Genomic DNA, 20,630 nt, shown 5'->3' on the forward strand with positions numbered 1-20,630 from the left:
CCGTCCTGGAGGAACTTCCGGAGGAGGAGTGCTGGGCAAAGCTCGCGCCCGGTGGCCGAGGCCCCGCAGCATCAGGTGACAGCAGGAGCCGTCAGTTCGCCGGTGAGGCACTCGGCTGGGCACCCACGGTCGGGGAGGTGAACTCCCGGGCCACGATGGGCCATTCGTTGTGGTAGAGCTTGAACGGGATGTCTTTCTCGATCAGCGGAGTACCCATGATGGCGATCCGCGCCAGCACCGCTCCGTCCACGTCGAGGCCGCCGTAAAGCCCGGCCTTGCCATGAACGGTCGGCTTGCCGCCGCTGGAGTCGATGCTGACCGAGCCGTCCACGTCCGCCCGCAGATACGGCTCGACCGTGGCCTTCACGCCCACCGTGTCGTAGAGGGCGACGGAGCCTTCGGCGACGAGGCCTGCGCTGACCGAGGCCCGGCCCTCGAACGACGCCTTGACCGGGGAGACGCTGGTCTTGACGGGCTCGGTGGTGGAGGTCCAGCCGCCCGCCTTCGTGTAGTCGGCGTGCAGGGCCCAGTCACCGGTGATCTCCTGGGTGACGTCGACGCTGACGGTGCCGTCGGCGTGGGCCGTGGCGTAGACCGTGACGTTGAGGACGATCACGACGGGAACCGTGCCGACCATCACCGTGGGGGTGGCGGTGAGCGTGGCGATCGGGATCTTCACCTGCCCGGTGGAGCCGGTGAGGCCTGCGGTGAGGTGCCAGTTGGCGCGCGCGCCCAGGTCGAAACCGACCTTGGCCTGTTCGGGGGCGAGGATGCCGTGGGTGCCCTGGTAGGAGAACATGACGCTCGGGTCGAGTTCGAGCGAGCCGGTGAGCGAGGCCTTCGCGCCACCGGGCAGCGGGACGGTGGCATTCGCGTCCAACTGCAGGACAGCGGAGGCCGAACCCTCGCCGCCGTCGGGCTTCGGGACGTAGGACGCCTTGAGGTCCTTGACCTTCGGGGTGACCTGGATCTTGTGCGGGTCCAGGGCGGTCTTGATGTTGGCCCAGGCCGACCCGAGCAGCTCGGATATGGAGGCCGGGCGCGTGCTTACCGCGACCTTCCCGCCACCCGCCGGCTTGACGTCGGTGATCGCCAGCAGCGCGCCGTGCGGCGCGACGGCCGACGGAGGGCTGTCGATCACCTGACCGACCTGGACGGCGGCGGTGGCAGCGGCCGTGGCGGCAGGGCTCGGGGTGCCCTTGCCGGTGTCGGCCACAGCGAGAACGGCCTTGCCGGTCCCCTTGTCGTAGGCGTCCAGCTTGAGGTCGGGAGCACCCGCCACCACGGCGGGTGTCCCGGACGGCGACGGGGACGAAGCGGCGGACGCCTTCGCTGTGCCAAAAGCAGCCGGAGCGGCCGACGGCACCTTGGACGGGGACGCAGCAGCAGACGCCTTCGCTGTGCCAGAAGCGGCCGCCGCGGCCGACGGCACCGTGGACGGGGCGACCAGGGTGACCTTCTGGCTACCGGTGGCGGCCTCAGGCAGGACCTCGCCGGTCGGGCTGGGCACGGCAAAGACGGACGCGGAGGCGGGGCCGGCCGACTGGGCAGTCGGCGTCGACGGGTCACAGGCGCTGAGCGCGAGCACCACGGATGCGGCGAGCGCGGACAGCCGGAGGGTGCGCATGAACATGCGGAGGGGCACCTTCGACGTGAGTGGTCAGGGGGACGGGCAGGCCTGCCCTCGGCATGTTACTGACAAGTTGTCAGCAACAGCTAACTTCAGCTCAGGGGAAGCTCAATTGCGGACGGCCCACTACCAGCCGAAGCGCACCTGCCCGGTGCCGTACGCGTGCCGGCCGTCAACATGGAACGGCGGCCAGCGGCATCAAGCCACGGCGCCCGCCCACGTGACGGCCCCATCCGCCCGAATGCGGCATCCGTGGAATACGTGCTCGTTACCAACCTGACCGGCTCAAAGCTGCAGGCCGCCACTGAGCAGTGGCGGCCTGCAGCTTTGGTGTGCCTCGCCCCTGTCAGTCGCTGACTGCTGGCGCGAAGTAGTCGCGGAGCATGATGGTGGTCCAGTCGGCCTGGCGGTGCTCTCCGCGCGGCCCCATCTCGGCAAACCACGGCTTCACGTCCAGGACCGGGGTGCCGTCGACCGCGTCGAGGTCTTCGACGTGGAGGTCCAGGCCGTCGACCTTGATCAGGCGGCAGCGCGACACCCCGAGCCAGTTCAGGCGTCGCATGTTGCGGTGGCCGAAGATCCCGACCTCCGGCCAGTCCGGGTTGTCCCGGGGCCGGCGGGCTCCGAGGTTCAGGTCGGTCGGGTCGGTGAGGTGGAACCGGAAGGCGACCTCCAGGTGCGAGAAGTCCTCCAGGCCCTTGGTCGCGTCGGGCGTGAAGAGGGATCCGTCCAGCCGGATGACCGCTCGGGTTCCGCCCCAGAAGTCGTCAGTGGGTTCGGTCCGGCCGCCGACCACGTGGCCGAGGGCCTCGACCTCGAACGTCTCACGGTCTGCCATCAGTGACTCCTCATCAGGCTGTTTCGGACAGGTACGCGGCAGCGCGTGCGTCGATCTCGCTGACGGTCGAGGTGCCGCGTCGGCGGTAGGGGGACAGCAGGGCGCGCATGTCGGCGGCGGCCTGCCGGGTGCGGCCGGACCGTACGCCGTCCATGGCGTCGAGCGCCTGCGACCAAGTGGCGCAGGCCCGGTCGATGTTGTTCATCTGCGCGTACACGGAGCCGAGGTATCCCAGCGTCACCGCGTGGGTGCGGGTGAACTTCGTCGTCTTGCGGGTGCGGACGCTGTGGTGGAACTCGCGGACGGAGCCGTCGAGGTCTCCTATGTCGCGCAGGGCACACGCAGTCTCGTGGGCCAGGCTGGCCTCGCCGAAGAAGAACACCCGGTCCGGTTCCGCAATGCCATCGCTGGCGGCGGACAGGTCGTCCTCTGCCCGCAGCAGCGCCTTGGCTGCGGAGTTCTTGCGCCCGGCAGCGGCCAGGCTCCGGGCGTGGACGACACCCAGGAGAGCGCGCTCCCGTGGGGAGGCGAGCGCGTACCGGTCGCCGTCGACAGACGCGGCGGCCAGGGCCAGCGCTTGCTGGTGGTGCCCGAGGTCGATCGCCTGGTGCGCCATCGCCCGCAGCACGTGGGCGGCCATGGGTGGATCGCCGGCCTCGGCCGCCAGTTTCACGGCTTCGGTGAAGTACCGCTGTGGGGTCGCGTGTCGACCGCTGTCGAACGCCATCCAACCTGCCAGGTAGGCGAGTTCGCTCGCGGAGGAGAAGAGGTCACGACGAACGCGCTCGTCGGCGAACTTCCCGCGCAGGTAGGCGGTGACGTCGGTGGTCAGGTACTGCACCACGGACGTCCAGGCGTGGGCACCGCCACGACGTTGGTCCACCTGGGAGAACAGAGTGGTCATGTCCCGGACGGCGGCAAGGTCTCCGGGGCCGACCCGTCGCGTTGCGGCCGAGCTGCGCGCGCTGCCCCGCTCGGACATGCGGCTCCACCAGTCCTCGCCGGGTAGCGAGAGGGCGCCCACCGAGTAGACCGCCATCCCCAGCGCCCGCCTGCGTTCCACGTCCACGTCGGTTCTCCCGAGTTCGGCCAGCGCGCTCAGCGTATCGGCGTCCCAGTCGGGAACTTGGGGTGAGGGGGCGATCAGGCCGATCTCTTCCAGGGTCACGACCCGGCCGCCCAGCGCACGGCCCAGCGCCTCGGCCAGGAACAGCCCGACGTTCCCGGACGGCTGGCCGCCGTTCTTCCAGTGCGTGATGCTCGACTTGTTGGTCTCCGGGAACTCGTCGTGCTCGGCCGCAACCCGCTTGACCAGGCGCGCGATCGCATCGCCCGAGAGCTTCGCCTCGTCGATGAGCGCCCGCAGCTTCTCGTTCGGTTCCTTCGCCGACGCCAACGCCCACCTACCTGACTGGCCGTTAAACCGCTTAAACCGCATTGCGTGTCCAACACCGTACTCCTGGTAGCGGTTGGGCGGTTCACTAACTGACATGCCGCTCCGCAGGGTGCAGCCGACACCGGCAGGGAGCCCGCGGCGCGGCCGTCTGCGGCAACTCCGTCGTTGCGTCCCTCGACGCCGACAGGCAGCCGCGCCAGTTCGCGAACCCGGAGAGGTTGATGACGACTGCCGACCGCACACAGCACCCGTGGAGACTCAACGGCTCCTCCACGCTGGTGGACCCCAACCCCTCGGCCCCGCGCCGGACTGCGAGTTCGACGGCCGAGAGCACCACGGCGACCAACACCCGCATGCTGCTGGACGAGCACCGCAGCGAGAACGGGCAGTGCGTACGGTGCGGGAGCCCGTGGCCCTGCGACGTGACCAGGAGCATCAGGTCCGGGGGCATGACGTGAACACCGTGGACCTCTACATCCAGGCCGACGACCGGACTGCGGTCTTCCTTCCGGACCGGGAACGCGCCCGAAGGCGCGCCCAGGTCTTGCGTCAGCTCGCTCTTGGACGGCGTCGCCGCAAGCAGTACCGGGAGTCGGCGGCGTGAGGAACGAGAACTCCCCGGACTTCAAGCTCCCCGCCGAACGGCGCCAGGGCTTGTACATCCGGACCTTCAGGGTCGCGGCCGACGGCACCCGTTACGACGACTCCGGAGTCGTCCTCGTCGACTCGGAGCCCGACGTGGCGGCCTACCACCCATCCGCGACCTGGCCCATCTGCAAGTGCCCGCAGCACCGCGAGGGCTAATCAACCACCGAGTAGAGGAGCCCCCTTGTCCCTCGAACAGCTTTCAGGAAAGACCGTGCTGGTCACCGGAGCGGGCGGCCTCATCGGCAGCCGAATCACTTCCCAGCTCCGCCGGCTCGGCGCCCGCCCCATCTCGGTGTGCAGGCTCGACGCCTACCCGCCCGAGGTCTACCGCGACCGGTTCGGCATCAACACCACCGAGCCGGACTTCATCGTCGGCGACATCGCCGGCCCGGAGCTGATGAGCGAGGCGATCTCCGGCTGCGACTACGTGATCCACGCCGCCGCCCTGGCCGACGTCGCCGCCTGCACGCGCCGCCCGCTCGATGCCATCGACACCAACATCATCGGCACCCAGCGCGTGCTCGACGCCGTGGCCGCCTCGGACCAGGTGCAGCGGATGGTGTTCGTCTCCTCCGCCAGCGTCTACGGCAACGGCACCTCGCCGGAGCCCGTGCACGACCACGTGCCCGCGCAGTTCACCGAAGGCGCGGCCGTCTCCCCGGTTTCGGTGTACGGGAACAGCAAGGTCTGGGGCGAGTACCAGACCGCCGCCGTGCTCGGCGGCGTCGGCACTTCGTACGCCGTAGTGCGGTACTTCTCCGTCTACGGCGAGCCGCAGGTCGTCAAGGAGAACAGCCACTCGTGGGTGGTCGCCTGGTTCGCCATGCGGGCCGCGCTCGGGCTGCCGCTGCACCTCAACGGCGGCGGCCACCAGATCCGCGACCTGGTCCACGTGGACGACATCGCCACCGGCACCCTGTACGCGCTGGTCGCGCCCCGCGCCCACAACGAGACGGTCAACATCGGCACGGGCACCGGCACGTCGATCCGGCAGGTCGCCGAACTGGTCCGCGCCCACTACCCCGACACGCAGCTTGTCGAGACGCCGATGCCACCCGGTGACCCCGAAGGCGGGTACGCCTCCGTCGAACGGATGGAGGAGCTGCTGGGCTGGCGACCGACCACCAGCATCGAGGAGGGTGTCGCCCGGTACGTGGCCTGGCTGCAGGCGAACCCCAGCGCGATCCCGGAATGGATGCCCCGAGCCGCTGCGGTCTAGATGATCGGGGGCCGGCCGAGCCGGGTCATGGTCCACACCGTGCGCCAGCGCATCGGCTTGCGCCGACCGCACGGTGTGCGCCAGCCCTCGACGAAGCCCGCGAACCACGCCTTCAGACCGGCCATGTCCCGGGTGCGGGCGATGGTGAGCGCCACCCACATGCCGAGGTAGACCGGTACCAGCACAGCGGGCAGGTGACGGCGCGCGAGGTACACGCGGTTGCGGGCGTTCACCCGGTAGAAGAAGGAGTGCCGGGTCGGGCTGGTCCGCGGGTGCTGCAGCAGCAGCTCCGGGGCGTACAGCACCCTCCAGCCAGCGTCGAGCGCCCGCCAGGCCATGTCGGTCTCCTCGTGCGCGAAGAAGAACGCGTCCGGCCAGTCCCCGACCTGCGCCAGCATCTTCGTCGACAGCCCATGGCCGCCGCCGAGGAAGCTGGTCACCTCGCCACCGCGCATCGGATCGCCGGCCCGCAGCCGGGGGACGTGGCGGCGCTGGGTCAGCCCGGTCTCGTCGGCGATCCGGAAGGACACGATGCCCAGCTGGGGGTCGGCCTCGTAGAGGGCCTCGATCCTCGCGAAAACGTCGTCGGCGACCAGCAGGCCGTCGTCGTCCAGGTCGATCACGACGTCCACGTCACGCAGGTGCTCCAGGGCAACGTTCCGGCCGCCGGTCACCCCGAGGTTCTCGGCCAGCTCGACGCCCTCCACCCACGCCGGTAGCTCCGGCAGGGGGCAACCCTGGGCAACCACCACGACCCTCGCGGCCGGGACGGTCTGCATCTCCACCGAGGCCAGCAGCTCGGCCAGTTCCTTCGGCCGCGTGCCCATGGTCAGAACCGCCACGCCCAGCTTCAAGCCCACCGAACCCATCCCTTCGAGGAAGCAGACATGACCTCACGAACGCACCGCTCGGGCGCCGCGTCGCTCAGAGAACTCGCCGAGAACCGGATGCTTCCGGACCACCAGGTCATGGACCAATCCACACTGACCTGGATCGCCGGGATGCGGCCCGAGGTCTCCGCCGCGCCGCCCACCCTGCCACACGCGCCGCTCATGCTGGTACCGGACGTCACCTGGTTCGCGGAGCCCCGGTGTGCCGACTCCATCCACGGCGTCCGGCACAACGCCCGCGTCTCGTTGCTCTCGTCGATCCTCGCCCAGGAGTACGGACTCGGCCGTGACCACACGGCCGCGCTGTGCGCCGCCGCAGCCGTCCACGACTGCCGGCGCCACAACGACCGGGACGACCCCGGCCACGGCCTGCGGGCAGCGGCCTGGTTCACCCGCAACCAGGCCATCGTCACCGGCCTGATCGGGCGCGAGCTGCCGCAGGACGTCCTCGCGCAGGCCACCACCGCCATCAGCCTCCACGACGTGCCGTATGAGCGCTTCACCCCACAGCAGAGCCACCTCTACCGGCGAGCACCGCACCTGATCGACCTACTCAAGACCGCCGACTGCCTGGACCGCTACCGGCTCCCCCTCGCCCGCTGGTGGCCAAACCCATCCCACCTGCGGCTCGTGCCGCCCGCCTGGCTCCATGCCGTCGCCCACGCCCTGGTCATCCGCAGCGAGCAGGCCCGCCTCGACGGCGCCAGCAACCACGGGGCGCTCATCCACGCCCGCCAGATCATCGACCCCGCGCAGTAGGAGGCCAGCCCATGCACGCCGAGTGGGACAACGCCCACACCGACCACACCACCACCCCCACCCACCCCGAGCCCGCCGGCCTCACCGAGACCGAAGCCGACTGGCGATCCCACCTCGAACACCAGACCCCCAACGGCTGGCTCCTGCGCGGCAACGCCATGACCGAGACCCTGACCTCCGGCCGCCCCATCCACCTGATGCACACCACCGTTGCCCTCGACGCCATCCGCGCCAGCGGACACCTTTACGCCTCCACTGGCTGCCTCGTCGCTGCCCTCTACTGCGCGCTCCTCACACCGGGACCCGCCGGCCTGCGCCCCCACAACCTCGGCTCCTACCTCCTGGAGACCAAAACGCACACCCGTACCCTCGTCTTCGAGATCAAGCCCGACGCCCCCGTCCCGCCCAAGGGCATCGACTACCTCCGCCTCGGCGTAATCCACCTGCGGACCTACCTCACCCACCGCAGCTTCCTCACCGACCACGAGGACGTCCAGCTCCGTCAGACGGTGCTGCGGCGTATTCAGGCTGCGGCGCCCTTCCTCGACACCGTCCTCGCCAACGCCACCGGAACACCGACGCCGGACGTCGACTTCATCGACCAGCTCGCCGCCACCGTGCCAGCCCTCCCGTTCCTCGGCTACCTCTACTTCGAGGTGCTCTCCGAATACCTGATGCTCCACTCCACCAGCTACGAGACCAAGGCGTACGCCCAGCTTGGAGAGATGAACAACCGCCTCTACAAGCAGCTCGCCTTCACCGCCGTCCAGGGCATGGACAAACTCTTCGACCTATCCCGCTTCAACCCAGGACACGATCGCCTCCTCGACCTCGTCGGCCAAATCGAGACCGGCCTCACCGCCGGAGTCGCCCAGTACACGAGGAGGCGCTTGTCGCACCTGTTCGCCACCGTGGCGCTCGCCCCCGGTCAGGACGCGGCCTCCTTCACCTTCCACCACTCGGACTTCGACACTCTCACCAAAGCGGCGCCCGGGCTGCTGGGACAGCTCGTCTTTCGCGACCTACGGGTCATCGACCGCTACCCGCAGCTCTACCTCGCCTTCGAGCAGGCCAAGGCCATGGAGGCATGGGCTTATTGGAACACCGAGGGCATCCCCGCCCCGTTCAACGGGACGGTCCCGAAGGGAGAGGTCGGCATCAACCCCGCCTACCCGCGAGCTAACTGCGCGATGTGGATCGCTGAGACCTGCGAGCGTGGCCTCCTGCACCCGGTGGAACAGCTCGACGTGAAATTCCTCCCGCGCCTTGCCGAGTTGTCGATGACCGCCATGCGCAGAGACGAAACAGGGAAGGCAGCAGGGCACCGCCGGTAGCGTGGGTCAGAGGTCCGCTTGGCTTCGCGTCAGTCGCCACGCCGAACGGGGCCCCAGCACTTCGCCCGGGCCATCGCGGTCCTGCTTTTCCACGCTCACTCCTGGCAGCCCCAAGCCAGACGCAGACCACGGGAACAGGTGATCAAGGTGCGTCCCAGCCAGCAGATGCAGTCCCTCGGCGTCGTCCAGCAGGGCACCCCCATCCTCAACCGCCCCGCCGAGCCCTTCGACCTCCCCACCGAACACGCCGCCGCCCAGGCCGTGATCGACGAACTGTTCGCCGCCGTCGAGCAGATCGGCCGCGTCCACTCCTTCGCCAAGGGCATGGGCCTCGCCGCCCCGCAGATCGGCATCCCCCGCGCCGCCGCCCTCGTCCTGCCCCCGACCGCCGGCGCCGGCCCGATCATCCTGCTCAACCCGGAGATCACCGCCGTCTCCGAGGAGGCCGACGAACAGTACGAGGGCTGCCTCAGCTTCTTCGACGTCCGCGGCATGGTCCCCCGCCCCCTCCGCATGGACGTCACCGCCACGAGCCTCGACGGCGCCATCACCACTGTCACCTACGAGTTCGGCCTCGCCCGCCTCATCGCCCACGAGATCGACCACCTCGACGGCCTGCTCTACACCGACCGCATGCGCCCCGATGTCCGCCCGATCCCGGTCGAGGAGTACCGGGGTACAGGTTCAACCTGGGCCTACTGACCGGCCGCAGAACACAACCCCTGCGTGCAGGAGCCGGCCTCCCAGGTCCGGCGCCTGGCGTAACTGATCAAGTGGCTCGCGAGCCCATGCGATTGGCGAGAGCAGCTGCGGCTTCCTGCGATACAAGGATCACCCTGCGTTTGAACATGCCCTTCACGACGAAGAATCGAGCACCATCGCGATCATCACTGCGAACTCGCCACTCGTACAGTCCATTCTCCGGAACGGCCCATCCCCGCGGCGAACCAGAGCGCGGCAGGAAGTCTCGGGCAAACCCATACCTCGGGTGCGTTCCACGGATTCGCGCGAGTGTGCCTACGCTGCTCTCGTGCGCTACGAACCGGGGCGTTGCCGTCACCCCGGGGGCGATCTCTATGAGGTCCACGACACGACCATAGAACCGGAGAAGGCTGCCAAGTGCGAAAACTGGACTCCCACCGGCGCTCTCTCAAGAGTCTCCTGGCCCTGCCCCGTTGACTCTCTCGTCAGGCCCATTCCGAACACGGTCGACTTGAAGACGAGACAGGGAGTCCGGGCGGTTCGCGCCAGCAGGCTGGGGGCAAGCTTGCCACGGTCTACTCGGGAGGGGCATTCATGAACAGGGACCCAGATCTCATCCGCCACGAGGACGGCATTGTCTGGACTGAGAGCATCGGCAACCTCGACTAGGTGCGCGAATATCTGGAGGTGGCGGCCAGCACCCGTCGCGGCCCTGTCCGCTGGAACGGGCATGGCCGACGGGTGGGGTACTCGGTGCTCAAACCGGACGCGCCTGCGGGCGAAGCACCTTTTCGGTTCGCTCGCCGTGTCTTCTGGATCAAGGATCACGATCGATCAGAGCAGCCCGATGGTGTGTACAAGGCCTGCGCCCCATCCGAAGGCGTAGATCCTCGTACCGTCGCCGCCGGAGTCTGGGGTGAACTCACCGAGCGCGCTTGGGGAGGACCGCTGCCAACCGCAGGCACGCGATCGGCCAACACCTCGGTGTCTGGACCTCAACAGAACTTGATCAAGGTCGGCAAGTCTCTGGCAAGCGGCACGGCGTTCATCGGCGTGGGGCCGACCAGGCAGGGCCTCGTGGATATCTACATCGACTGCGCGAGCGGGAGCCAACTCGGCGACGGCAGCCATGTGATCTCGGAGCTACTCCCGTCCGACCAGGCCCGCGAGCTCCTCATCAAGATCATCAAGGCAACCCCCTGGCTCCAGGAAGCCCTTGCACTCTCGGTAGTGGATGGGTGGCTCGCTGGCGACGTTCCGAAGTAGGCCCCTTAGCCACCAAGGGCTGCCACGGCCGGTCGCCTGGTTTCAGTTTCGGTCTCGTTCACCTCTGTCCAGCCACACGCGACCTGCTCGACACGGTCGTACCTGCTCCACGCCAACTCGGCGCTACGGAAGGATGGATGGATGAGCGACTGGGAGTTCGTGAAGGCAAGAACCGCCACTGAAGGCGCGGTGTTGAGGTCAGCCGACGGCCTGCTCTACAAGCGAATCGGCGGCGAGGACCTGCGCTCGGAGTGCGAGTTCCAGCGGGTGGCTGCCAGCCTGGGCTACCCCGTCCCGGAGATCGTCGACAGCGGGTCCGAAGGTGGAAGCTACTTCGTCGTCGAGCGAGCCATCGGTGATACCTCGCTGCACGAGGAGGCTTTGGCCGATGCCAGGCGAGACGGGCAGGTCAGCTGCCAGGTGATCAGCACGGCTGCTGCTGTCGCGTCGTGTCTCTTGCAGGCTCAGGCGAGGCACCCCTTGCCCTCGACACCGTGGTTCGAGAGGGCGGCCTTTGCGCCTGAGGTCTTCGAGGAGAACCCGGACTTCGACAACCCGCGGGTTCACGAGGCGGTCAAGCATGCCCTCGACCGGCTGGCTCAACTTCCGATGGTGCACGGGCACCTGGACTACGGCCTGCCCAACGCCCTCCGGGCCGGGGTCATCGACTGGCAGCATCACGGACCGGTCCCGCTCGGCTACGACGTCTACCCTGCGCTCGACATCGTGGCCTTCAAGGGCGGAGGCAAGGGCTACACGATCACCCCGGAGCAGCGCGCCGCCTACGCCGCCGCACTCGACGAGACCACCGCATCCCTGATCGGGCGGCGCGTGAGCGAGCACCTGGGCGACTTCCTGCTCGTCAAGTGCTTCTTCTTCCTCGCCCTCATGCGGCCCACCGACCCCGCACGGCACGACAAGCACATCAAGTGGCAGTACCGCCGCGCTCTGTTCACGATAGGACTTGATCAGTATGAGTCGTCCAACACGATCGACACCGGCGCCTTCCCTACTCTGGAACTGTTCGCCGCTGAACACCGGTAGGCCGGCGCCCACCATCTGACCGGGAAGGGTCCACCGCACATGGGCAGGACTGAGTACTACAACGACCCGAACGCCCCCAAGGCCAACACCCTCATCCCTGCCAGCAACCTGCTCGTCGTCGACGACAGCGGCGCGATCCTGCTCCAGCGCCGCCGCGACACCGGCCAGTGGGCTCTGCCCGGCGGCGCGCAGGACATCGGCGAGACTGCCGCCGAGTGTGCCGTGCGCGAGTGCCTGGAGGAGACCGGCATCATCGCTGAGATCACCGGCTTCCTCGGCATTTACACCAACCCCAACCACATCGTCGCGTACACCGACGGCGAGATCCGCCAGCAGTACGAGAACGCCTACATCGGCCGCCCCATCGGCGGCAAGCCCACGATCAACGACGAGGCCGACGGCGTCCGCTTCGTCCACCCCGCCGACCTCGACCAATACGACATCCACCCCAGCATGCGCCAGCAGATCGGCGACTACCTCGCCGGCACCTACCCCTACCTCGGCTGACCGGTGCCACCGCTATCGCCCTAGTCTGACAGTGGCGGACATGTTTCGATCTTGAGCTGACGATCCTGCTTGTCCTCACCTCCGCAGCGGGGTGGTCTGCTGGGGCGGGACATGCGGGACATGCGAGCCTGTCCAGCCAACGGTGTAACTCGTGTGGTGTGAGTTATCGGCGGCCGACGGAGAGTCGGCCGTCGAAGGCGATGTCGAAGGCCTGGAGTGCGGGCTTCCAACGCATGGCCCAGCGTTTGCGGCCCTGCCCGGTGGGGTCGAGGCTCATGACGGCCATGTAGACGCACTTGAGGGCCGCGGCCTCGTTCGGGAAGTGTCCGCGGGCCCGGACAGCCTTGCGGATACGCGCGTTCACGCTCTCGATCGCGTTGGTCGTGCAGACGATCCGGCGGATCTCGACGTCGAACTGGAGGAACGGCACGAACTCGGCCCAGGCGTTCTCCCAAAGCCGCACGATCGCCGGATACTTGGCGCCCCATTCCTCCTGGAAGTCCAGGAAGCGGTCCTCGGCGGCCTTCGCGGTCGGCGCGGTGTAGACGGGCTTGAGTGCTCGGGAGATCTTGTCCCAGTCCTGGCGGCCCGCGTAGCGGAACGACGCCCGCAGAAGGTGAACTATGCAGGTCTGCGTCACCGCCTGGGGCCAGACCGTCCCGATCGCGTCCGGCAGGCCCTTGAGCCCGTCGCAGACGACCATGCACACGTCCTCGACGCCCCGGTTCTTGATCTCGGTGAGGACCTGGAGCCAGTACTTGGCGCCCTCGCCGCCATCGCCGGCCCACAGGCCGAGGATGTCGCGGGTGCCGTCCACGGTCACGGCCAGGGCTACGTAGATCGGCCGGTTGGCCACCTGCCCGTCGCGGACCTTCACGTGGATGCAGTCGATGAAGATCACCGGGTAGACCGGGTCGAGGGGCCGGTTCTGCCATTCGGCCATCCCGTCCATGACCTTGTCCGTGATGGTCGAGATGGTCTGCTTGGACACGCTCGCGCCGTAGACCTCGGCCAGGTGGGCGGAGATGTCACCGTGCGTCAGACCCCGTGCGGACAGGGAAAGGACCATCTCGTCGACGCCGGTCAGCCGGCGCTGGCGCTTCTTGACGATCTGCGGCTCGAAGCTGCCCTCTCGATCGCGTGGGACGGAGATCTCGACCGGGCCGACGTCGGTCAGCACTGTCTTCGCGCGGACACCGTTGCGGCTGTTGCCGCTGCCGGCGCCGGCCGGGTCGTGCTTCTCGTAGCCGAGGTGGTCGGTGATCTCGCCCTCGAGGGCGGACTCCAGCACGCGCTTGGTCAGCTGCCGCAGCAGCCCGCCCTCGCCGGTCAACTGCAGCCCACTCGCGCGGGCCCGATCGACCAGCTGCCCGATCAGCTGGTCATCCAACAGGTCCGCCGACAGCTCGATCGGTCGGGCCTCTTCAACCGCCTCAACCGAGGCAGTCACGTCGCTCATCAGGTGCTACTTCCATGATCGGGAGTTACACCGAAGACCGTACAGACCCGGACATGCGTGCTGCCGTATCTAAGAATCGACCTGCTGATCGACCGCGGCTTCGTAGAAGGCATCCGCGAGGGCGGCGATGATCGAGTTGATAGCTGGCCCGTCGGTGAAGAAGTAGTCAGCCATCGTGTTGTGGGCGTTCTGGTTGTCTGCGACCGCCTCCGTAACGGCTGCTTGGAAGTCTTGTGACTCCATGAACTGCTTCTTGGAGTTCACCTTGGTCTGGTTGACCAGGTTCCGGTCGGCGAGCAACCGCTGGATGAGCCCCTGCACGAACTCCCGGACCTGGGAGGCGGCGAACGATTCGGCGCCGAAGAGGTCGTTCATCTTGTCTATGACGACCTGGAGTGCGACGTACTTCGGATCCTTCTTCGTTCCTGTGCCGGCGGCGCTGATGCCCTTCAGCTGCCCATCGCCCACGAGCGAGATGTCGACCGGGATTGCCTTGTTGTGCTTGACCCCGACCAGTACGACATCGGAGAGGTCGACGTCGGCGGCCCAGGCGGACTCGGCGATGACCTTCTCCAGGAGACGCAGGAAGATCGAGAGCATCTCCATGTAGGGGTCGCCGTAGTCGACGATCTGGGACATGAAGTCATAGAGGCGTACGTAGGTGGAGACATCCTTGCGGAACAGGTCGAGCGCATTGAGCGTGACCTTGTCCTCTTCCTCGATCGCCCTCGCGTAGCGGCGCCGGAAGTCGTGCTGCGCCGGGCTGATCGCTGCCGAGAGCGCGTTGTTACCCTTCCGGGTCACCCACAGTTCGGCGACCTTGCGGACGTCGTCCTCGGCGTAGATTCCGGCTTGGGCGAGCTTGTTCGCCAGGTGGACGACGACGTACGGGTCGGTCTCGGTCTCCAGGGTGGCGTTCTTGAAGTACGGCTCGAAGGCCGTCTTGATGTCCTCGGGCTTGTTCTTGAAGTCAATGACGAACGTCTTGCGCTTCTGCTCCCCACCAGCGGTGCGGTGGATGCGGTTCAGCCGAGAGAGCGTCTGCACTGCGGTGATCCCCGGCAGCTTCTTGTCGACGTACATCGCCGAGAGCAGGGGCTGGTCGAAGCCGGTCTGGAACTTGTTGGCGACCAGCATGATCTTGTAAGTGTCGCCCTTGAACGCGGCCGCCAGATCAGCCCCGGCGCCGGGGTTCATGTTGGCCTCGGTGAACTCGTCGTCCTTCGATGGCTGCGGCCCCCAGTCCTTGTGCCAGGTCTCGTCCTCGGGCATCGTCACCCCGCCGGAGAAGGCGACCAGGGTGCGGTAGTTGTACGAGGAGTCCTCGGCGCGACGCTTGGCGATATAGGCGTCTATGGCCAGCTTGTACTTCACTGCGGACCTGCGTGAATCGGTCACCACCATCGCCTTCGCCTTACCCTCGAGGAGGTAGGCGACATTGGTGTGGAAGTGCTCGACGATGATCTGCACCTTCTGGCTGATGTTCGTCGGGTGGAGCTGCACCCACCGCATCAGACCCTTGCGAGCGGTGGCCTCCTCGACCTCGTCCCCGTCTCCATCGCTCTTCCCGGCCTTGCCCGCGATTTTCAGCGCGGTGTCGTAGTGCTGGTAGCCCTTGAGTACGTCGAGGATGTAGCCCTCTTCGATCGCCTGCTTCATCGAGTACAGGTGGAACTCGCGCGGCTTCCCGTCGGCGCCCTTGCGGCCGAACAGTTCGAGGGTCTTGCTCTTCGGTGTCGCGGTGAAGGCGAAGTAGGAGATGTTCTCCGACTCGGCCCGCTCCGTCATCTCCGATGCGAGGATCGACTCCACATCGACCTCGCCGCCGTCCTCGATCGCCTTGATCTCCTCAGCGGTCAGCACCTGCTTAAGTTTCGCGGAGATCTGACCCGACTGGGAGGAGTGCGCCTCATCGGCGATGACGGCGAACCGCTTGCCCTTCAGGCCGGCGTCAGTGCGGATCTCGTCCAGCGCGTGCGGGAACGTCTGCAGCGTCACCACGATGATCAGCTCACCGTTCTTCAGCGCTTGCGCCAGCAGGCCCGACTTCGACTTCGCGCCGGCCTTGCGGACGTCCTCGGGGCTGATAGTGGCGACGATCTTTCCGGTGCCGTCGATTTGCCGGATCGCATCCTGCAACTGGGAGTCGAGCACGGTACGGTCCACGACCACGATGACCGAGTCAAAGACCTTTTGGTCATCGACGTGCAGCCGCGCCAGCCGGTGGGCCGTCCAGGCGATCGTGTTTGTCTTTCCCGAACCGGCCGAATGCTCAATCAGGTACCGCCGCCCGACGCCCTCCTCGCGCACCGCATCGACGATGCTCGTGACGGCCTCCCACTGGTGGAATCGCGGGAAGAGCATGCTTGTGCGCCGCATCGAGGTCCCGGTAGTGACGTCCCACTCCTCCTTGGTCTGCACGATCATCAGTCGCCCGATGATGTTCAGCCAGGCGTGTTTCTCCCAGACGCGTTCCCACAGGTACGCCGTTGACGACCGTCCGTCCGCGCCGGGAGGGTTGCCGGCACCGCTGTCGAAGCCGATGTTGAACGGCAAGAAGTGGGTCTTCTCCCCCTCCAGCCTCGTGGTCATCGCCGCCAGGTCGTTCGAGACCGCGAAGTGCACCAGCGCCCGGTGACCGAATGACAGCAACGGCTCCGGCCGCCCGTTCGTCAACGGGTTGCGATTCTTCCTGTACTGGTTGACCGCCTCGTCCAGCGACTGGGTGAAGTCGGTCTTCAGCTCCACCGTGGCCACCGGGATCCCGTTGACGAAGAACGCCAGATCGATGCTGCGCTGGTCAGCGGTCGAGAAGTGCACCTGCCGCACCACCCGCACCCGCATCTGCTCGTAGTGCGCCGCCGTGGTCTCGTTGAGCGACGTATCCGGACGGAACTGCGCCATCTTCAACCGACCACCGCCGATGTACTGCACCCCGTTACGCAGGATGTTCAGCGTTCCACCGCCATGTTCCAGCGGCCGGTCGAGCGCCGCGGTCAGTACGTCGAGGAACTTCGCCTGCGACCCAGCTGCCTTTAACGCCTTCTCGTACGAAGACTTCTGGGTCTCCTTCAGCCATGCGAACAGATCCTCAGGGAACAGCGCTCGCTCCCGGTCGTACTCCCCGCCGTCACGGTCGTTCTCCGAGTACAGCCAGCCGTGCGCCTCCAGGTGCTCGCAGATCTCTGTCTCGAAGACCACCTCGTTGTGGTCAGCCATCACGCCACCCCCTGTAGGTCGATCTGCCCCGTCACCGCCGCTGTGATCAGCGCCGACCGGCGTTCGCCGACAAGCTCGATGAACCGCTCCGTCTCCGCGATGAGCGTGTCGAACTTCGCCATCTGACCTGCGAGGTCCGCAGCCGCATGCGGATGAGTCGGCAGGTTGATATCGAACCGCGCGAGGTCCTTCATGCCGAGCGTGGGCTGAATGCTGTCGCCGCTCGTCGCCAACTCAGCCTGACGCAGGAAGTCGTTCGATCCGAGCCAGGCGCACAGGAGCGGCGCCACAGCTGCGTCTCTGCAACGAAGCACCGCCACGGCCCTCGCCACGTTCGCCCCCGCGAGCCACCGAGGCGCGATCGCAGCCTGTCCCATCTTGCCGACAACGCCAAGGAGGACCTCACCGCCGCTGATCTTCGTACGGGAGTACTCATTCGACTGCTCGGGCGCAATCGCCAGCAGGCGTCGTTCCGTCGCGAGGTTCAGGATGTCGCCGACCCGGACGAACGGGACCCCCTCCGTCTCGTCCACGTAACTCGGCACCAGCACGCCGTACGAGGGACGAGCCGACAGCAACCTGCCAACCCTGGTTGTGTCAGTTGAGGGCCCGGCGCTGAAGGCTGCGGAGAGGACGACATTACGCCGCTCGCGAAGCAGCTCGATTAGCCGCAGCTGCTCCTCAATGAGCGTGTCGATGCGGGCCGTCTCGCGGTCGAGATAGTCGGCGACGGCGCGCTGCTCCCTCACCGGTGGGGCAGGAACAAGAAATGCTCCAACCTTGTCAGCCGTGAAGTGCGGAATCGTCGCTGTGAAGCAGGCAGTCTCGATCTCACCTGCTGCGAGTGCGGCCTGGAGCGCGTAGTCCAGAAACCTGCCTGTCGCCTTCAAAGGTCGTGGGCGAACTCGAACGATCGAGTTCTGGAAGCCCCAGCCCATACGCTCAGTTCGCACTACTGCCGACCTACCGTAACCAGCGCCGCCTTCTACAATTACAACGTCGTCTGCCCTGAGATCATGGAGCCTCAGTTCCCTCTCTGAGAACCACATTGTCTTGTCGTCCACGTCGATGATCTGGCCGTTCGGCTGGACATGCGCAGCACGCAGATACGGCGCCGCAACGTCTGACTCTGATTTCGGCTCAGACTGGATCATCTTTCCGAGGAAGACATCCCCGAGTCGCTTGATCGGCAGGCGGGCCCAGGTCACGCTTCCACCTCACGCAGGAGGTCGAGGATCCGGGCGACCTGTTTTTCCAGGTCGGCGTCGATCTCGGCGAGAGGGCGAGGTGGGGTGTACTTGTAGAAGTGGCGGGTGAAGGGGATCTCGTAGCCGGTCTTGGTCTTGGACCAGTCGATCCAGGCGTCAGGAACGTGCAGCTTCACCTCCGCGTCGAAGTACGTCTGGATGACTTCGTGCTCCCCTGCGGCCCCGGCGGTTGAGCCGCCATAGGTGAAGGCCACGTTTTCGGTGTCACGCTTTTTCGAATCAGGCTTCGGGTTGCCCTTGCGGTCGACGACAGGGTTCCCGTCCTCATCTAGCAGCGGGCGCTCGACGGTGATGGTCCAGTAGCCGAACTCGTCGTTGCGCAGCGCCTTGGAGAGTTCGGGGTCGGCGTCCTCGAAGTCGGCGTACAGCTGCACGACCTTGGCGCGGTCAGCGTCGCTGATCTCCCGTCCCTTGGAGCCGAGGCTCTTGCGCATCTTGGTCCAGAACGACGTGCCGTCGATGAGTTGGACCTTGCCCTGGCGGTCGGGGTGCTTGATGTTGTCGAGGATCCAGATGTAGGTGGCGATGCCAGTGTTGAAGAACATGTTGGTCGGCAGGGCGACGATTGCCTCGACGAGGTCGTTCTCCAGCAGCCACCTGCGAATGTTGGAGGGGCCGGATTCGGCGGCGCCGTTGAAGAGCGGCGAGCCGTTCATGACGATGCCAACGCGGCCACCGCCATCCTGGGGCGCGCGCATCTTGTGGGCTAGATGGAGCAGGAAGAGCATCTGCCCGTCCGAGGTCGCGGGGAGTCCCGGCGCGAAGCGGCCGTAAGGGCCGGCGGAGTCGCGCTCCTCCTTGACCGCCTTGGCGTACTGCTTCCAGTCCACCCCGTAAGGCGGGTTGGACATGCAGAAGTCGAACTGGCGGCCCTTGAACGCATCGTCGGTGAGCGTGTTACCGAAGGCGATGTTGGTCGCGTCGTGGCCCTTCGCGAGCAGGTCGGACTTGCAGATGGCGTACGACTGCGGGTTGTACTCCTGGCCGTACAGGCTCAGCTTCGCGTCGGGGTTCTGCGCGAGCAGGTGCTCCTCGGCCAGGGAGAGCATGCCGCCGGTGCCGGCCGTGGGGTCGTACAGCGTCCGGATGATGCTGCCCTCGGAGAGGTCGACGTCCTTCTCCGCGAACAGCAGGTCGACCAGCAGCCGGATCGCGTCGCGTGGCGTGTAGTGGTCTCCGGAGGTCTCGTTCGCGGCCTCGTTGAACTTGCGGATGATGTACTCGAACGCATCCCCCATGTCTGCGTTGGACACCACCTCGGGATGCAGGTCGACGACACCGAAGGACTTGACGATCTCGCGCAGGAGCCCGGCCTTCTCCAGGGCGAGGATCTCCTTCTTGAAGTCGAAGTACTCGAACACGTCCACGTCGGCGGAGAACCGGTCGATGTAGTCAGTGAGGTTGTCCGCCAGCCCGTCCGCATCGGCCAGCAGGTTCGCGAACTCGTAGTTGGAGGTGTTGTAGAACGTCCGCCCCGTGACCTTCTTGACCTCGACCTTGAGCCGGTTCGGGTTCTCGTACCTCGCGGCCAGCTCCCGTACCGCCGCGCGGTCCGGCTCGAGTACGCAGTCGAGCCGTCGCAGGATCGTGAACGGGAGGATCACTGTCCCGTACTGGTTGGGACGGTAGGGGCCTCGAAGCTGGTCAGCGATTGACCAGATGAAGCTACCGAGCGCGCTCACAGGGTTCCTCACGAGAATCGTCTAGCAGAGACGACCACTCTGCCAGAGGCGGCAGCCAGCGTCCCAGGGTTCAGCGTTCCGTGACCTCGGCCAGGGCTGATCTGCGTGAGCGATGCGTGAGCGGACGGGGCAGCACGTGCCGGTTCGAGGGGGATCGTGAATCACGGGGCAACGCTCTGACCTGCGGATTTGTCACCAAGTGATCGATGCTGGCAGCAGCCAGCATGATCACTCTCGGGCTCGTAATGCGTAGGTCGCGGGTTCGAATCCCGCAGGCGGCTCGGTAGGTGCAAGCAAGGCCCGGTTCGGAGGATCTCTCCGGACCGGGCCTTCTTCGTGCGTGCGGGTGGGGTGTAGGGGGTGGGGGCGGCAGTGCATCCTCGGCTGCCCGTGGGGCTGCGTGGCGGCTTTCCGAGCAGTCGGGCACTCGCAGGATCAGAACGGCTGCGTGATCCGCTCAGCCTTCTTCAGGTACGCGAGGACCGCGAGGACGCGGCGGTTGTCGTCGGCGGAGGCCTCGATGTGGAGCTTGGCGAAGATGCTCGCCGTGTGTTTGGCGACGGCGCTCTCGCTGATGTGCAGGGTGTGCATGATGGCGGCGTTGGAGCGGCCCTCGGCCATCAGCTTGAGGACGTCGTGTTCGCGCGGGGTGAGGGCGGCGGTGGTGCCGCGGGCGTCGCTGCGGGCGAGGAGCTTGGTAATGCCCTGGGGGTCCCGGACGGGGGCGACCCCGGCCCCGGAGCGGGCGCGGGCCGCGGACGACGAGACC

At 66.9% G+C, this 20,630-nt stretch carries 18 protein-coding genes; 9 read left to right on the plus strand and 9 right to left on the minus strand.

What is annotated here, in order from left to right:
• Positions 1–91: 91 nt before the first annotated feature.
• The 3 genes from ACWCXH_RS37655 to ACWCXH_RS37665 form a co-directional block, all read right to left on the minus strand.
• A complete protein-coding gene (locus ACWCXH_RS37655; RefSeq protein WP_449806007.1) occupies positions 92–1,633 on the minus strand; it encodes a hypothetical protein in 1,542 nt (513 codons plus the stop codon).
• A gap of 343 nt (positions 1,634–1,976) precedes the next feature.
• Positions 1,977–2,468 carry a TrmO family methyltransferase domain-containing protein gene (locus ACWCXH_RS37660; protein ID WP_380608635.1) on the minus strand — a complete coding sequence of 164 codons (492 nt, stop codon included), beginning with the start codon at positions 2,466–2,468 and terminating at the stop codon, positions 1,977–1,979.
• 13 nt (positions 2,469–2,481) lie between these two features.
• On the minus strand, positions 2,482–3,864 hold the full coding sequence (locus ACWCXH_RS37665) for a Tat pathway signal protein (RefSeq protein WP_449806008.1): 1,383 nt from the start codon (positions 3,862–3,864) through the stop codon (positions 2,482–2,484).
• 221 nt (positions 3,865–4,085) lie between these two features.
• Between ACWCXH_RS37665 and ACWCXH_RS37670 the strand changes: the two genes are divergently transcribed.
• The 3 genes from ACWCXH_RS37670 to ACWCXH_RS37680 all read left to right on the plus strand — a co-directional run bounded on the left by ACWCXH_RS37670 (position 4,086) and on the right by ACWCXH_RS37680 (position 5,731).
• A complete protein-coding gene (locus ACWCXH_RS37670; protein ID WP_449806009.1) occupies positions 4,086–4,322 on the plus strand; it encodes a hypothetical protein in 237 nt (78 codons plus the stop codon).
• A 142-nt stretch (positions 4,323–4,464) separates the two neighbouring features.
• The gene (locus ACWCXH_RS37675; RefSeq protein ID WP_449806010.1) at positions 4,465–4,668 is read left to right on the plus strand and encodes a hypothetical protein; all 204 of its coding nucleotides are present in this window, start codon (positions 4,465–4,467) and stop codon (positions 4,666–4,668) included.
• Between the two features lie 25 nt (positions 4,669–4,693).
• Positions 4,694–5,731 carry an NAD-dependent epimerase/dehydratase family protein gene (locus tag ACWCXH_RS37680; protein ID WP_449806011.1) on the plus strand — a complete coding sequence of 346 codons (1,038 nt, stop codon included), beginning with the start codon at positions 4,694–4,696 and terminating at the stop codon, positions 5,729–5,731.
• On the opposite strand, the gene ACWCXH_RS37685 is transcribed toward ACWCXH_RS37680, so the two are convergent.
• Positions 5,728–6,558 (minus strand): glycosyltransferase family 2 protein, encoded by an 831-nt coding sequence (locus ACWCXH_RS37685; RefSeq protein WP_449806023.1) that lies wholly within the window; start codon positions 6,556–6,558, stop codon positions 5,728–5,730. The two genes, ACWCXH_RS37680 and ACWCXH_RS37685, sit on opposite strands and share 4 nt — an antisense overlap.
• A gap of 60 nt (positions 6,559–6,618) precedes the next feature.
• Here ACWCXH_RS37685 and ACWCXH_RS37690 point away from each other — a divergent pair, with 60 nt between their 5' ends.
• The 6 genes from ACWCXH_RS37690 (at position 6,619) to ACWCXH_RS37715 (ending at position 12,233) form a co-directional block, all read left to right on the plus strand.
• On the plus strand, positions 6,619–7,380 hold the full coding sequence (locus tag ACWCXH_RS37690; RefSeq protein WP_449806012.1) for a hypothetical protein: 762 nt from the start codon (positions 6,619–6,621) through the stop codon (positions 7,378–7,380).
• An 11-nt stretch (positions 7,381–7,391) separates the two neighbouring features.
• Positions 7,392–8,714, plus strand: coding sequence for a hypothetical protein (locus ACWCXH_RS37695; protein WP_449806013.1), 1,323 nt, complete (start codon positions 7,392–7,394; stop codon positions 8,712–8,714).
• A gap of 147 nt (positions 8,715–8,861) precedes the next feature.
• Positions 8,862–9,416, plus strand: coding sequence for a peptide deformylase (locus ACWCXH_RS37700; protein ID WP_449806014.1), 555 nt, complete (start codon positions 8,862–8,864; stop codon positions 9,414–9,416).
• A 669-nt stretch (positions 9,417–10,085) separates the two neighbouring features.
• The gene (locus ACWCXH_RS37705; protein WP_449806015.1) at positions 10,086–10,682 is read left to right on the plus strand and encodes a DUF6009 family protein; all 597 of its coding nucleotides are present in this window, start codon (positions 10,086–10,088) and stop codon (positions 10,680–10,682) included.
• Between the two features lie 141 nt (positions 10,683–10,823).
• Positions 10,824–11,726, plus strand: coding sequence for a phosphotransferase (locus ACWCXH_RS37710; protein WP_449806016.1), 903 nt, complete (start codon positions 10,824–10,826; stop codon positions 11,724–11,726).
• Between the two features lie 39 nt (positions 11,727–11,765).
• Positions 11,766–12,233 (plus strand): NUDIX hydrolase, encoded by a 468-nt coding sequence (locus ACWCXH_RS37715; RefSeq protein ID WP_449806017.1) that lies wholly within the window; start codon positions 11,766–11,768, stop codon positions 12,231–12,233.
• 163 nt (positions 12,234–12,396) lie between these two features.
• Here the strand turns inward: ACWCXH_RS37715 and ACWCXH_RS37720 are convergent, their stop codons facing one another.
• From ACWCXH_RS37720 to ACWCXH_RS37740, 5 genes are all read right to left on the minus strand, one after another.
• Complete coding sequence (locus ACWCXH_RS37720; RefSeq protein ID WP_449806018.1) at positions 12,397–13,692, minus strand: IS256 family transposase; 1,296 nt, start codon at positions 13,690–13,692, stop codon at positions 12,397–12,399.
• A 69-nt stretch (positions 13,693–13,761) separates the two neighbouring features.
• Positions 13,762–16,911 carry a type I restriction endonuclease subunit R gene (locus ACWCXH_RS37725; RefSeq protein WP_449806019.1) on the minus strand — a complete coding sequence of 1,050 codons (3,150 nt, stop codon included), beginning with the start codon at positions 16,909–16,911 and terminating at the stop codon, positions 13,762–13,764.
• On the minus strand, positions 16,911–18,119 hold the full coding sequence (locus ACWCXH_RS37730; protein WP_449806020.1) for a restriction endonuclease subunit S: 1,209 nt from the start codon (positions 18,117–18,119) through the stop codon (positions 16,911–16,913). Before ACWCXH_RS37730 ends, ACWCXH_RS37725 begins: the two co-directional genes overlap by 1 nt.
• Positions 18,116–19,861, minus strand: a complete 1,746-nt coding sequence (locus ACWCXH_RS37735; RefSeq protein WP_449806021.1) for an N-6 DNA methylase — start codon at positions 19,859–19,861, stop codon at positions 18,116–18,118. The genes ACWCXH_RS37730 and ACWCXH_RS37735 overlap by 4 nt, the downstream gene beginning before the upstream one ends.
• 435 nt (positions 19,862–20,296) lie before the next feature.
• The coding region (locus ACWCXH_RS37740; protein ID WP_449806022.1) for a response regulator transcription factor at positions 20,297–20,630 on the minus strand (334 nt) is incomplete at its 5' end.

This window comes from Kitasatospora sp. NPDC001660 (genome assembly GCF_053596725.1).

Excerpts from the sequence above, each read along its gene's own strand:
- ACWCXH_RS37655 (WP_449806007.1), bottom strand. The coding sequence starts at position 1,633 with ATGTTCATGCGCACCCTCCGGCTGTCCGCGCTCGCCGCATCCGTGGTG.
- ACWCXH_RS37660 (WP_380608635.1), bottom strand. The coding sequence starts at position 2,468 with ATGGCAGACCGTGAGACGTTCGAGGTCGAGGCCCTCGGCCACGTGGTC.
- ACWCXH_RS37670 (WP_449806009.1), top strand. The coding sequence starts at position 4,086 with ATGACGACTGCCGACCGCACACAGCACCCGTGGAGACTCAACGGCTCC.
- ACWCXH_RS37685 (WP_449806023.1), bottom strand. The coding sequence starts at position 6,558 with ATGGGCACGCGGCCGAAGGAACTGGCCGAGCTGCTGGCCTCGGTGGAG.
- ACWCXH_RS37690 (WP_449806012.1), top strand. The coding sequence starts at position 6,619 with ATGACCTCACGAACGCACCGCTCGGGCGCCGCGTCGCTCAGAGAACTC.
- ACWCXH_RS37695 (WP_449806013.1), top strand. The coding sequence starts at position 7,392 with ATGCACGCCGAGTGGGACAACGCCCACACCGACCACACCACCACCCCC.
- ACWCXH_RS37710 (WP_449806016.1), top strand. The coding sequence starts at position 10,824 with ATGAGCGACTGGGAGTTCGTGAAGGCAAGAACCGCCACTGAAGGCGCG.
- ACWCXH_RS37715 (WP_449806017.1), top strand. The coding sequence starts at position 11,766 with ATGGGCAGGACTGAGTACTACAACGACCCGAACGCCCCCAAGGCCAAC.
- ACWCXH_RS37720 (WP_449806018.1), bottom strand. The coding sequence starts at position 13,692 with ATGAGCGACGTGACTGCCTCGGTTGAGGCGGTTGAAGAGGCCCGACCG.
- ACWCXH_RS37725 (WP_449806019.1), bottom strand. The coding sequence starts at position 16,911 with ATGGCTGACCACAACGAGGTGGTCTTCGAGACAGAGATCTGCGAGCAC.